Here is an 11,757-nt window from a genome sequence, read left to right on the forward strand (position 1 = left end):
CGGGCCATGCGCGTTGAGGAGATTGCCGGGCGGCGTGTGCTTTTCTTCGCGGAGGAGGGCCGCCTTCTGGCATCGCCAGGAGACGCGACTTATTTCATTTCCGATATATGGCCGCAGAACGCGGACATGGCGGCCATTCCGCTTTCCCGCCTCGGGCCGGATTTCCTGAAGCTCAGTACACGGCTTGCCGGGGAAGCGATTCAGAAGTTCGTCAATTACGGCATCCCGCTTGCGATCCTCGGTGACGTGACCCAGCCTGCAGCACAGAGCGGCGCGCTGCGGGACTTCATCTATGAGTCCAACAAGGGGAGGGCAGTCTGGTTCCTGCCAGACGAGGATGCGTTGCGGGAACGGTTGACGGGCAGCGCGCCATGAGACGGGGGGTGACGGTCTTCGGGTTGCTGGCTGCCATTCTGGTTGTGCTGATAGGCGTGGCGCTGACGCTGGCGCGAACCGAGGCAATGGTGCGCGCGGAGGCATTGGCGGGGCAGAGCGAGGTGGCGCGCACGCCGCACGGCCTTGTTGAATATGCCATCCGGGGCGAGGGGCCGCCGGTTCTGGTGATCCATGGCGCAGGCGGTGGGTTTGATCAGGGGCTGCTGCTGGCAGAGGCCGTGGGCGGGCCGGGGCGGCGCTGGATTTCCGTGTCGCGGTTTGGATATCTGCGCAGTCCGTTACCGGAGAATGCTTCGACTGCGGCGCAGGCCGATGCGCTGGCAGACCTGCTGACAGAGTTGGAGATTGAGCGGGTAGACGTGCTGGCGATGTCGGGCGGGGCGCCGCCGGCCCTGCAACTGGCGGCGCAGCATCCGGAAAGGGTGAGTGCGATGGTGCTGCTGTCGCCGGCGCCGTTTACGCCCTTTGGCGGGGATGTGGAGGGGCGGCCTGTTCCGGCGGCTGTCTATACGGCGATTGCGGGCAGCGATGTTGGCTTCTGGCTGATGAAGCGGCTGGCGCCGGGGACGCTACGATCTGCCTTTGATGCGCGGCCGGAATTGCTGGAGGCGGCGGAAGATATTGATTTTGTGGACCGGCTGGTTGAGGGGTTTCAGCCCGCTTCCGGAAGGCTGGCGGGGTTGCGCAACGAAATTGCTGCCGTCGATCCGCAGGCGGAGTATGACCTGGAAACGATCCGCGCGCCGGTGCTGGTCGTCCACGCGGCAGACGACCGGCTCAACCCTGTTGCCATCAGCGAGACGATTGCGGCGCGGATCAGCAATGCAGAATTTATCCGCTACAATACCGGTGGGCATCTGCTGCTCGGCCATCATGATGACTTGCGGGAGGCGATCCCGGAGTTTCTGGCAGCACCCTGAGGCCTTATTTGTATTTATCCGGATTGGCGGCGATGAGCTCTTCCAGTTTGGGCTGGCCCTGGACGAGGCCCTTGGTGAGCTGGGCGGTGATCAGGCCACCGAGGAAGAGAGGCGCGCTGGCCTTGCCGGACCAGCGCATTTCGCAGCCGCCTTCGACGGGCACGACACGGTAATCTTCAACGGCGGCGGAGACCGGCAGGGTGGATCGCTCGAAGCGGAAGGCCATGCGGCGGCCTTCTTCCCAGGCGAAGAAGGTTTCTTCTACTTTCTGTTCGCCGATCTCGACCGTGCGGGTGGTGCCCGGCCCCCAGGGTTTGGGGCTGGTCCAGGTGACCTTGGTGATGGGCAGCCACTGGGTCCAGGTCTCGGCATCAAGCAGCGCGTTCCACACCATCTCCGGCGGGAAGGGATAGCGGTGCACGGCGCCACCCTGTTTGGCGGTGGCGAGGTAGTCCTCGCCGACGGATTTATGAACTTTCAGCGGCTTGGCCATGGCTTGCTCTCCCCGAGACACCGGAAGCGGTGGTTCTTCAGGGAGAGTATAGGCGCGCTGGTCTGGCCGTCTACGGACGGGTGGGCCTTTTGTGGGGCTCACGCCGCGTCAGGCCGCAGCGTCAGCCCGCCGCCAGCAGAGCCTCTGTTTCCTCCGCCGGGACGGAAAGGATCTGGCTGATGACGGTGATCATCGTGCGCTCCTCAATGGGCTTGGAGACATAGCCGTCAAAGCCCTTGGCGAGGTATTTCTCCCGGTCTCCATGCATCGAGTCTGCGGTCAGCGCGATGACCGGGACAAGGCGATTGAGGCTGCCCGACGTGCGCAGCCGCTTGAAGGCTTCGTCGCCATCAAGGCCCGGCATGTGAATGTCCATCAGCACGATGTCGAAGGTTTCGCGGTTCATGATTTCGAGGGCTTCGTTGCCATCGCAGGCTTCGCGGATGACGATGCCATAGTATTCAAGGAAGGAACGGGCGACGCGGCGGTTGATGCCGTTATCGTCCACCACCAGCGCGCGGCAGCCGGTAAGGCCGGTTCGGGGCGTGCGCACGGGCATGTGCACCATGTTGGTGGTGTCGCCCACGCTCATGGTAGAGGGCTGGGCTATGAATTTCAGTGTAAAGATGGACCCGCGGCCAGCCTGGCTGACGGCAGTAACATCACCGCCCATCATTCGGGCAAGGCGCCGGGTGATCGACAGGCCAAGGCCCGTGCCGCCGAACTTGCGGGTGGTGGAGCCATCTTCCTGAGCAAAGCTTTCGAAGATGCGATCCAGCTTGTCCGCCGCGATACCGACACCGGTATCGGAGACGTGGATGACGACGCGGTGGGTGCCGTTTTCCTGCGGCTCGGAAGTGACCACGATCATCACTTCGCCCTGGCTGGTGAACTTGATGGCGTTGGAAACGAGATTGCCGACGCATTGGCGCACGCGCACCGGATCGAAGATCAGGCGGGAAGGCACACTGGGATCCACAAACAGGCGGATGTTGATGCCCTTTTCCTGGGCGGCAGCTTCATGCAGCTTGAACAGACCACTGAGCTTATGGCGCAGGTCACCCGGCACGGGGGAAAGGTCCATCCGGCCGGCTTCGATCTTCGACAGGTCGAGAATGTCGTTCAGGAGCACCATCAACGTATTGCCGCTGTCGAGGATGACGCCGACCTGTTCGCCCTGCGTCTCCGTCAGCTTGCTATGGGCAAGCACCTGCGCCATGCCCAGTACGCCGTTCAGAGGTGTACGGATTTCATGGCTCATATTGGCCAGGAATTCCGATTTGAGGCGCGTGGCCTGTTCGGCGCGGTTGAGAGCGTCCCGCAGTTCATGGGCCTTGCGGCGCTCCTCGCGTACATCACGGATATAGGTGATGAAGACCATCTCATCTTCGTTGCCCCAGAGGGCGCTGGATGTGGAGGCCTGGACACGGATCTTCTCGCCGCCCTGCGTGAAGGCTTCGGCGTCGGACACATGGCGGATCAGCATGCCGCTTTCGATGTCGGAGACAACCTTGTTGCCGAGGGATTTCTCTGGCTGGAAGGTTTTCACACCGAACAGGATGCCGACATCCTTGCCGAGCAGTTCTTCTTCCGAATAGCCGAGCAGTTCGCAGATGGCGTGGTTGACATAGTGGATGCGGCTCACCCGGTCGGTGATGACGATGCCGTGGATGGCATGATCGCAGGCGGCACGGGCAAGCTCGAAGCGTTTCTGGGCCGCGTCGCGCTCCTCGGCGAGTTCGGTAACCTCATGAGAGCAGGCGAGGGCGCCATTTTCCGTCGGTGTGATGACGGTTTTCATCACCTTGCCGAGCATCTTTGCGGCGCGGCCCTGGCCGGTCATGTAGGTGATTGGCTCGCCGGTCTCGATCACCTTGATGACGTTCTTCGTCATCTCCGATTCCCGATAGGCGGGGTCGAACTCGAAGACACGCATACCGACGACACTGCCGCCGCCCGGCAGGATCGACTCGTTCATCAAACGGTTGGCGTCGATCCATTGAAGATCAATGATCGCGCCATTTTCGTCACGCACCGGAGCAATTTCACAAACGACAACTGGCAGCAGGTCAAACAGACGTGCATCCATCGAGCGAATCCTTAAAGCCATCTATTTCTTTTTAAGGAAACATCTGCCTACAAGCTTAACGGAGCGTTGATATTTCACGCTTTTGGGGCGCGGCCTTCGCTTAGGAAGGGCAGCAGAGGCTGAGAATCTCGTGGCCCTTCAGGACATCCATTGCTGCCTTATAGCCGGCTTCCACGGAGGCCTCATAAGCTTTCCAGTCTCGCAGTTCGATGTCGGGCAGTTCCGGCAGAATCAGAATGTCGGCCTTGTCGCGCGGGGTGAGGCGGTCGTCCCGGATGGTGGCGGCGCGCATCAACAAGCCGGCGATCGGCGGCGGAGACGAGAAGCCGCGCTTGAACACCCATTGCCAGAAATTTTCGGGATGGACGAATTCCTCCCGGCTCAGACCGTCGCGGATGGCCGAAACATCTGAGCCGATGATGAAGCCCTGATGCAGTTCCCGCATCGATTCGACGGGGAAATTGTCGAGTACGGCGCCGTCGACGAGGATGTCTTCCCCTTCGACGAAGGGCGGCAGGATGCCCGGCAGAGAGATCGTGGCCCGCAGGGCAGTGCGCAGGAGGCCGCAGCGATGCAGCTTGGCCTGGCCATCGGTGAGGTTGGTGGAAAGGGCGAAGAAGGGGATATGCAGGTCGCCGATGTCAATCTCGCCAAAGTGTTCCTGCAGGCGCTGGTTGACGCGCTTGCCTTTCACCATGCCGACCACCGGCAGGGTATAGTCACCCAGGGGATTGGTCTCGACGAAGGCCTTGCGGATACGCCGGTCGATTTCCTCGTCACTCCAGCCGATGGCGACACAGGCGGCAACAACCGCGCCCATGGAAGCGCCCCCAGCAAAGTCTACCGGGATGCCCAGTTCACGGATGGCGCGAATGGCGCCGATATGGCTGTAGGCGCGCGCGCCGCCGCCAGAGAGGACGAGGCCGACAGACCGCCCGGTCATCACCCGCGCAAGTCGCATCGCGTCGGCGCCATTGTCGCCCTGCCAGTGGAAGAGGCGCTTGGCGCCAGCCGCCTGCAGCCATTCCTGCGGACGGGAGGCGCGGCGTTCTGCGCCCGGATGGATCAGGACAACGTCAATGAGTTTGAGGCGCTGGGCGGGCGAGGTCTCTTCCGGCATCAGCGGCGTGGACGGGCGCGCATCGGAGCGGGCGAGCACCCAGATCCGGTCTGCCTGGCGCGTTGACAGGCGGAACCAGGGCGTATCGCCGATGGCGGCCGTCAGGATGACGGCATCATATTCGGCTTCGAGTTGGTCGAAGAAAGCGGCGGGCTTTTCGCTCCCCTCTGTCTCCTCAACGATGATGGCCCGCTTGCCGAAGCGGGCGAGGGCAGATTTCAGCGCCCGGGCGCGCAGGCTAAGGTCGATGGTGGGGGACGTGGAGAGGAGGGTGTAGACCTTGGGCGCGGCTTCGCCGGTGCGTTGATCCCCCCTGCCAAGACGGCGCAGGATGATCCGGATCATGCCTTCCAGCAGTTCGGGCTCTGACTTGACCAGCAGCTTCCAGCCCGCCCGTGACAGGGCGATGACCTCGGAATCGCGCAAGGCATAGACTGAGCCCGAATGAGGTCTGTCCTGTCCTTCACCCTCTGTATTGCTGCCGACGCCGCCGAGGAAAAGGGCCATCTCGCCCACAGGTTCACCGGGGCGGATATGGCCCACGAACTCGCCCTTGGCGCCGAAGGCACCCAGCGCGCCCGACAGCACGAAATAGATGGAATCAGCCGGTTCGCCTGCCAGGAACAGCGGCTGGCCGGCGGGAAGGGCAAACCAGCGGGCCTCCTTGCCGGCGGAGCGCATAGCCCGCTGGGAGACGTCCTTCAGGAGAGGGATCGTCTTCAGATCGGGGGTGATTTCCTTGCGTAGGAGGCCGAACATGCCAGTGTTACCTGAACTCTCGAGAGGGCAGCTGCAAGACCTCTAGCACAAAAGAGTTTACCAACGGGTGACAGCCCGAAGCGGGGCGGTTAATCCTGCCGCAACGAAAAGTAAGGGAGGGCCCATGCCGGTCCTGAAATCTGCGCTGGATGTTTCCGGCGCCAAATTCGCTGCAAATCGCGCGGCCATGGAAAAGCTTGTGGCGGAGCTGCGCGCAAAGACGGCAGAGGCTGCCCTGGGCGGCCCGGAAGACAGCCGCAGGCGCCACACAGAACGCGGCAAGTTGCTGCCCCGCGAGCGGGTGGAGCGGCTGATCGATCCGGGCAGCGCGTTCCTGGAGGTTGGCGCGCTGGCAGCCAATGGCATGTATGATGGCGAGGCGCCGGGCGCTGGCTTGATCACCGGCGTGGGCCGGGTGGAAGGGCGGGAATGCCTGATCGTCTGCAATGATGCGACCGTGAAGGGCGGGGCCTATTTCCCGATCACCGTGAAGAAGCACCTGCGGGCGCAGGAAGTGGCGATGGAAAACCATTTGCCGTGTATCTACCTTGTGGACAGCGGCGGAGCGAACCTGCCCCACCAGTCTGAAGTGTTTCCTGACCGCGAGCATTTCGGCCGCATCTTCTACAATCAGGCGCAGATGAGCGCGAAGGGCATTCCGCAGATTGCCGCCGTGATGGGAAGCTGTACGGCGGGCGGGGCTTACGTGCCCGCCATGAGCGACGAAACGGTGATTGTGCGCAAGCAGGGGACGATCTTTCTGGGCGGGCCGCCACTGGTGAAGGCGGCGACGGGCGAGGAGATTTCGGCGGAGGATCTGGGCGGGGCGGATGTGCATGCCCGCCGCTCGGGCGTGGCGGACCACTATGCCGCGCATGATGCCCATGCTCTGTCCATCGTGCGCTCGATCGTCCGTACGCTGGCAAAGCCGAAGCCGCAGCCATTTGAAATTCAGGCGCTGGCAGAGCCGCTTTATGATCCGCGCGAGATGCATGGGCTGGTGCCGCAGGATGTGCGCGAGCCTTATGATGCGCGTGAAGTGATTGCGCGCACGGTGGACGGATCAGAATTCCACGAGTTCAAGAAGCTCTATGGCGAAACGCTGGTCTGTGGCTTTGCACATATCTATGGGATGCCGGTGGCGATCCTGGCCAATAACGGCATCCTCTTCTCCGAAAGCGCGCAGAAGGCGGCGCATTTCATCGAGCTGGCCGATCAGCGGCGCATTCCGCTCGTCTTCCTGCAGAACATCACCGGCTTCATGGTCGGCTCGAAATACGAGGCCGGCGGGATTGCCAAGGATGGCGCGAAGATGGTGACGGCGGTGGCCACGGCCAGCGTGCCGAAATTCACCGTGGTGACTGGCGGCAGCTTTGGCGCGGGCAATTACGGCATGTGCGGGCGTGCCTATTCTCCACGTTTCCTCTTCATGTGGCCGAACGCGCGCATTTCCGTGATGGGCGGCGAGCAGGCGGCGAGCGTTCTGGCGACCGTTAAGCGCGACGGCATCGAGCGGCGCGGCGGCCAATGGAGCGCGGAAGAGGAGAACAGCTTCAAGCAGCCGATCCGGGATCTCTACGAGACCGAAGGCAATCCATATTTCTCCACCGCGCGGCTGTGGGATGATGGCATCATCGACCCTGCCGACACGCGGCGCGTGCTGGGGCTGGCGCTATCGGCCAGCCTCAACGCGCCGTTTGGGGAGCGTGGATTTGGTGTGTTCCGGATGTAAGCGATCCCCTCGCCGCAAATCTGCGGGAGGGGCGCTTGTGAAGGTCAGGCATGCCCGGCCGGTTTAAAGCTGGACATGCTTGCTCTTGCCGAGGTCTGGCTGCTCGTCCTTGATGTTGGCTTTGGCGACTTCGAAGAATACGCCGAGCGCAGATTTGTCCGATGCCCAGAGGGCAGCATCATGCGGCACGAATTTCAGCATCATGAGTTTGGGATCTTCGGTGCCGCCCGGATACCATGCATCGACTACCGGTCCCCAGAATTTCTCGACGGTGGATTTGTCATGATGCGGAGCAAGTTCGCCGCGCACACAGGCCTGGTAGTCCTTGTCGATGTGGCACATATGAACCATGCCGGGCGATTTCAGGACGGTTTGACCAAGCTCGCTGGTTTTGTCGGAATAGAAGTAGATGATGCCGGCCTCTTCATCCACCTGGGGCGCCATCGGCTGCATATGCTGATCATGATCGGGCGAGCCCAGCATGACGCACCGGCTGCCCTTGATTTCTTCCAACAGCTGGCGTTGCGGGTTCTGTTCAAATTTTTTCAGATTGGCCATATCGCTCTCCTTGGGATGTCCCTGCCCAACGCGGAGCGGGCGTGCATGTTCCCCCTCAGCGTGCTAGGGCATCTCGGATGCTGGGGTCCGAAAAGCTGTATAAGGACACCTACCTATCAACCTGAGCGGATTTTGCGGGTAGCGCTTGTCTCCAGAGGAGGCGCAGTCATGACCCAGACTATCTGCATCATCGACGGACATCCTGATCCCGATCCCGCCCGGCTCTGCCGCGCGCTGGCGGCATCCTATGCCGAGGGCGCCATTTCGGCGGGATATGAGGTCAGCCGGATCAACGTCTGGGAACTGAAGATCCCGCATCTGGAAAGGAATGAGGATTTCCTCACCCCACCCTCTGAGCCGATCCTGAGCGAGCGGGAGAAAATCACCGCGGCTGATCATATCGTTATCCTCTTTCCGCTCTGGCTGGGCGGGATGCCGTCAAAGCTGCGCGCCTTCTTCGAGCAGGCGGCGCGGGGCGGGTTCTTCGTGGCAGATCCGGAGAAAGCAGGTAACTGGCCGCGCCAGATGATGGCGGGCAAGTCAGCGCGTGTGGTTATCACCATGGGGATGCCGGGATCGGTTTACCATGTGCTCATGGATGCGGGCAGCCTGAAAGCGCTTGAGCGCGGGATTCTGGGCCTTTCCGGTTTCCGCCCGGTCCGTCATACGATCTTGGGCGGGGCTGGTGATGTCTCGTCCGAGCGATTTCATGCCTGGAAAAGCCAGATGTGGGAACTCGGCCATTCTGCAGCTTAGGCTGCAGAGGCGTTAAGCCTGCCATAAAATAGCCTTCAGACTGACAGGCTTTTAACGGATCGATGTTCCCGTTCATGCGTCCTTCATGCAAGGCGCCGGCCAACCCGGTGCCAGTCAAAGGAGTGAAACACATGATCCGCGTAACCCTGATTTCCGCCGCCGCTCTTGTTGGTGCCATGGGCGCCTATGCTGATGAAAAGGCGACGTTTGCCGACGTTGATACCAATGCCGATGGCGTGATCAGCGCTTCGGAGTTCATCGCGCACAAGACCGCTGACGGCAAACATACAGAGGTGGAAGCTGCCGCGAAGTTTGAAGAAGCTGCCGGCATGGACGGCCAGATCACCGAAGCCGACTGGGAAGCCATGAAGGCTGAGCGCAAGGCCGACAAAGCCGACACCACGGGCGATACCAACTGGTAACCCCGACCCGGTCTGAAGATCTCATCCGTCTCGATCTTCAGATATGGCATGACCTTTCCGCGTCATGACAGGGCCTGTCTCCTCTGGGAGGCAGGCCTGTGCGGCGTGGATGGACTGGATTCCCCTGAGAATGGACCGGCCCCTCACAGCAGGCACTAGACATTTCCTCTGGGGTGAAGTCGATGGGGGCAAGCGGCTTCTTGCGCCGCAAACGCTGCGTAAGAGTGTGCCACCCCATGCCCGAGACGGCGAATCGATTTGATTTCATCCGGCTGGCTTTCGCCGCGGGCGTGTTTGTCTATCACGGCGTCGCGATCGGTGCGCCGGCGCCCTTCGGGCCGCTGGAAAATTCGCTTTCGCACATGGCCGAGCTATCGATCCAAGGCTTCTTCATTGTCTCTGGTCTGTTGGTTGCGGGCTCTTTTCAGCGCGCATCGGGGCTTCTGGATTATGCCGGCAAACGGGTCCGCCGCCTGTATCCGGCCTATGCGGCGGTCATCCTAGTGCCAGCGGCGATCAGCCTTGCCCTGATGCAGGATGTCCAGGCGGTTGCCAGCTATCTGGGGGCCAATCTGGTGTTCCTGAATTTTCTCTCGCCCACGCTTCCTGGGCTCTTTGAGGGCAACCGCTTTCCGGAAGTGAACGGCGCGCTGTGGACACTGAAGATCGAGGTGATGTTCTATATCGCCCTGCCGATCATCCTCCTTGTGCTGAAGAGGTTCGGGGCGTTCTGGTGGGTTCTGATCCTTGCGATTTATGCGGCCGGGGAGGCCTGGGCGTATTTCGTGCCGCGCCTGATGCAGGGCAGCTATGGCGCGGAACTGGGGCGCCAGTTGCCGGGTCAGATGGCCTTTTTCGCCATGGGTATTGCGCTTTGGAAAGCGTCGCCCGGCATACAGCGGCGCTGGGCGGCGCTGGCGCTATGCGGCACGGCGCTGCTGGGGGCGAGTTTTCTCTATCCGTTTCTGGAGCCGCTGAGAGCCTTCGCGCTGGCCGGGGTCATCGGCGCGGTTGCCTGGGCGCCCGGGCCAAAGCTCAATGTGGCGCGCTATGGTGATGTCAGCTATGGGCTCTACATCACGCACTTTCCGATCCTGCAGGCGCTCGCCGCAGCCGGGCTGGCCACCAGCCTGGGGCTTGCCGCTTACCTTGCCGTTGCGACAGCGCTGACCCTCGCCGCCAGCTTCGCGCTGTGGCACCTTGTCGAGAAGCCCGCCTTGCGCCCGTCCAGTCACTATCGCAGGGTGGCCATAGATAGTTGAAACAGGGAAATCCCAATGCGTGACTCAGAATATGATCTGATCCGGTTTGAAGCCACAGAAGAGGGGCTTGCGGTCGTTACGCTGAACCGGCCTGACGTGCATAATGCCTTCAATGCCGAGTTGATCGCCGAGTTGACGGACGTGTTCACGATGATTTCGGAACAGCCGACCATTCGCATGATGATCCTGCGCGGTGAGGGGCCTTCATTTTCTGCGGGCGCAGACCTCAACTGGATGAAGCGCGCGGCGCTGCATTCGCGTGACGACAATGAGACGGATGCCTTGCGCCTGGCCGAGATGCTGCGGCGCCTCTATGAGATGCCGCAGATGACACTGGCGCTGGTGCATGGCGCGGCGATGGGCGGGGGCGCGGGTCTTGTGGCGGCGTGCGATGTGGCGATTGCCAAAGCGGGCACGCAGTTCCGCTTCTCGGAAGTGCGCCTGGGGCTCACCCCCGCCACCATCAGCCCCTTTGTGGTGCAGGCCATCGGCCCGCGCTGGGCGAAGGCGCTGTTTGTGACGGCGGATGGTTTCGATGCGGCGTATGCGGAGAAAATCGGCCTGGTGCATTATGTGGCCGAGGATGACGTGAAGATGGGCGAGCTTCAGGAGCATATCGCCCGGCTGGTATTCTCGGCGGCGCCCGGCGCTGTGGCCGATGCCAAGCAGCTGGTCGTGGATGTGACGGGCATGGAAATCGACAATGCTCTCATGCACACTACCGCCAAGCGGATCGCGGCTCGCCGTGTCTCCGAAGAGGGGAAGGAGGGCATTGCTGCTTTCCTCGAAAAGCGCGCGCCCTCCTGGAAGAGCTGATGGGCGCCCTCGTCAGTCGGGGGAGAGGTCTACATCGAGGCCGAAATTGCCCAAGGTGACCTCAAGCGCCGTGACCGGATTGACCCCGGTTAGTGCTTCTATCTGCCCTCGGAATATGTACGCCAATAGAGCGAACATAATGATGTAGACAATAAACTGCATCAGCGATTTCAGAATGAAAGCGCCTGCGCTGCCGATAACGAGGCCGATGGCGCCCATGATCAGCGCGCCCTGTACGGGCGAAATGCCGTCCGTAACGAGGCCCTGATTATAGCCGAGATAGGCGCCGATGCCGCCGCCGATGACGCCTGCCAGGCTGGCAAGCCCGGTTCCGGAATTATAGGCCATGGGGTCCCCCTTGGTTTCAGACCGGTTAAGCATTACGCGATTGCGCGGGCCTCACAAAGCCTGAAATTTACCGCCGTCCGGTGCCC

At 61.9% G+C, this 11,757-nt stretch carries 12 protein-coding genes; 7 read left to right on the top strand and 5 right to left on the bottom strand.

Translation table 11 applies throughout. The features are described from left to right. Positions 1 to 6 precede the first annotated feature (6 nt). Both ACQKI2_RS14485 and ACQKI2_RS14490 read left to right on the top strand, forming a co-directional pair. Positions 7 to 375 (top strand): DUF4180 domain-containing protein, encoded by a 369-nt coding sequence (locus ACQKI2_RS14485; protein WP_427380315.1) that lies wholly within the window; start codon positions 7 to 9, stop codon positions 373 to 375. Next, positions 372 to 1,316, top strand: coding sequence for an alpha/beta fold hydrolase (locus ACQKI2_RS14490; protein ID WP_427380316.1), 945 nt, complete (start codon positions 372 to 374; stop codon positions 1,314 to 1,316). Before ACQKI2_RS14485 ends, ACQKI2_RS14490 begins: the two co-directional genes overlap by 4 nt. A 4-nt stretch (positions 1,317 to 1,320) precedes the next feature. Here the strand turns inward: ACQKI2_RS14490 and ACQKI2_RS14495 are convergent, their stop codons facing one another. The 3 genes from ACQKI2_RS14495 to ACQKI2_RS14505 form a co-directional block, all read right to left on the bottom strand. After that, complete coding sequence (locus ACQKI2_RS14495; protein ID WP_427380317.1) at positions 1,321 to 1,809, bottom strand: SRPBCC family protein; 489 nt, start codon at positions 1,807 to 1,809, stop codon at positions 1,321 to 1,323. 121 nt (positions 1,810 to 1,930) lie between these two features. Beyond that, a complete protein-coding gene (locus ACQKI2_RS14500; RefSeq protein WP_427380318.1) occupies positions 1,931 to 3,898 on the bottom strand; it encodes an ATP-binding protein in 1,968 nt (655 codons plus the stop codon). 100 nt (positions 3,899 to 3,998) lie between these two features. Next, on the bottom strand, positions 3,999 to 5,777 hold the full coding sequence (locus ACQKI2_RS14505; protein WP_427380319.1) for a patatin-like phospholipase family protein: 1,779 nt from the start codon (positions 5,775 to 5,777) through the stop codon (positions 3,999 to 4,001). 124 nt (positions 5,778 to 5,901) lie between these two features. Between ACQKI2_RS14505 and ACQKI2_RS14510 the strand changes: the two genes are divergently transcribed. Further along, entirely contained in the window at positions 5,902 to 7,509 is a 1,608-nt protein-coding gene (locus ACQKI2_RS14510; RefSeq protein WP_427380320.1) for a carboxyl transferase domain-containing protein, read from the top strand. A gap of 63 nt (positions 7,510 to 7,572) precedes the next feature. Here ACQKI2_RS14510 and ACQKI2_RS14515 read toward each other — a convergent pair whose 3' ends face one another. Then, positions 7,573 to 8,067 (bottom strand): pyridoxamine 5'-phosphate oxidase family protein, encoded by a 495-nt coding sequence (locus ACQKI2_RS14515; RefSeq protein ID WP_427380321.1) that lies wholly within the window; start codon positions 8,065 to 8,067, stop codon positions 7,573 to 7,575. A 168-nt stretch (positions 8,068 to 8,235) separates the two neighbouring features. Here ACQKI2_RS14515 and ACQKI2_RS14520 point away from each other — a divergent pair, with 168 nt between their 5' ends. The 4 genes from ACQKI2_RS14520 (at position 8,236) to ACQKI2_RS14535 (ending at position 11,323) form a co-directional block, all read left to right on the top strand. Further along, positions 8,236 to 8,823 (top strand): NAD(P)H-dependent oxidoreductase, encoded by a 588-nt coding sequence (locus ACQKI2_RS14520; protein ID WP_427380322.1) that lies wholly within the window; start codon positions 8,236 to 8,238, stop codon positions 8,821 to 8,823. Between the two features lie 131 nt (positions 8,824 to 8,954). Then, the gene (locus ACQKI2_RS14525) at positions 8,955 to 9,245 is read left to right on the top strand and encodes a hypothetical protein (RefSeq protein ID WP_427380323.1); all 291 of its coding nucleotides are present in this window, start codon (positions 8,955 to 8,957) and stop codon (positions 9,243 to 9,245) included. Between the two features lie 236 nt (positions 9,246 to 9,481). Continuing rightward, on the top strand, positions 9,482 to 10,507 hold the full coding sequence (locus ACQKI2_RS14530; RefSeq protein ID WP_427380324.1) for an acyltransferase family protein: 1,026 nt from the start codon (positions 9,482 to 9,484) through the stop codon (positions 10,505 to 10,507). A gap of 15 nt (positions 10,508 to 10,522) precedes the next feature. After that, complete coding sequence (locus ACQKI2_RS14535; protein WP_427380325.1) at positions 10,523 to 11,323, top strand: enoyl-CoA hydratase-related protein; 801 nt, start codon at positions 10,523 to 10,525, stop codon at positions 11,321 to 11,323. Positions 11,324 to 11,335: 12 nt separating this feature from the next. Here ACQKI2_RS14535 and ACQKI2_RS14540 read toward each other — a convergent pair whose 3' ends face one another. Next, on the bottom strand, positions 11,336 to 11,671 hold the full coding sequence (locus tag ACQKI2_RS14540; RefSeq protein ID WP_427380326.1) for a hypothetical protein: 336 nt from the start codon (positions 11,669 to 11,671) through the stop codon (positions 11,336 to 11,338). Between the last annotated feature and the right edge of the window lie 86 nt (positions 11,672 to 11,757).

It is taken from the genome of Hyphomonas sp. NPDC076881 (assembly GCF_050269995.1).
Classification (GTDB): domain Bacteria; phylum Pseudomonadota; class Alphaproteobacteria; order Caulobacterales; family Hyphomonadaceae; genus Hyphomonas.

Coding starts and splice junctions, on each gene's coding strand:
- ACQKI2_RS14485 (WP_427380315.1), top strand. CDS start 7: ATGCGCGTTGAGGAGATTGCCGGGCGGCGTGTGCTTTTCTTCGCGGAG.
- ACQKI2_RS14490 (WP_427380316.1), top strand. CDS start 372: ATGAGACGGGGGGTGACGGTCTTCGGGTTGCTGGCTGCCATTCTGGTT.
- ACQKI2_RS14495 (WP_427380317.1), bottom strand. CDS start 1,809: ATGGCCAAGCCGCTGAAAGTTCATAAATCCGTCGGCGAGGACTACCTC.
- ACQKI2_RS14500 (WP_427380318.1), bottom strand. CDS start 3,898: ATGGATGCACGTCTGTTTGACCTGCTGCCAGTTGTCGTTTGTGAAATT.
- ACQKI2_RS14505 (WP_427380319.1), bottom strand. CDS start 5,777: ATGTTCGGCCTCCTACGCAAGGAAATCACCCCCGATCTGAAGACGATC.
- ACQKI2_RS14510 (WP_427380320.1), top strand. CDS start 5,902: ATGCCGGTCCTGAAATCTGCGCTGGATGTTTCCGGCGCCAAATTCGCT.
- ACQKI2_RS14515 (WP_427380321.1), bottom strand. CDS start 8,067: ATGGCCAATCTGAAAAAATTTGAACAGAACCCGCAACGCCAGCTGTTG.
- ACQKI2_RS14520 (WP_427380322.1), top strand. CDS start 8,236: ATGACCCAGACTATCTGCATCATCGACGGACATCCTGATCCCGATCCC.
- ACQKI2_RS14525 (WP_427380323.1), top strand. CDS start 8,955: ATGATCCGCGTAACCCTGATTTCCGCCGCCGCTCTTGTTGGTGCCATG.
- ACQKI2_RS14530 (WP_427380324.1), top strand. CDS start 9,482: ATGCCCGAGACGGCGAATCGATTTGATTTCATCCGGCTGGCTTTCGCC.
- ACQKI2_RS14535 (WP_427380325.1), top strand. CDS start 10,523: ATGCGTGACTCAGAATATGATCTGATCCGGTTTGAAGCCACAGAAGAG.
- ACQKI2_RS14540 (WP_427380326.1), bottom strand. CDS start 11,671: ATGGCCTATAATTCCGGAACCGGGCTTGCCAGCCTGGCAGGCGTCATC.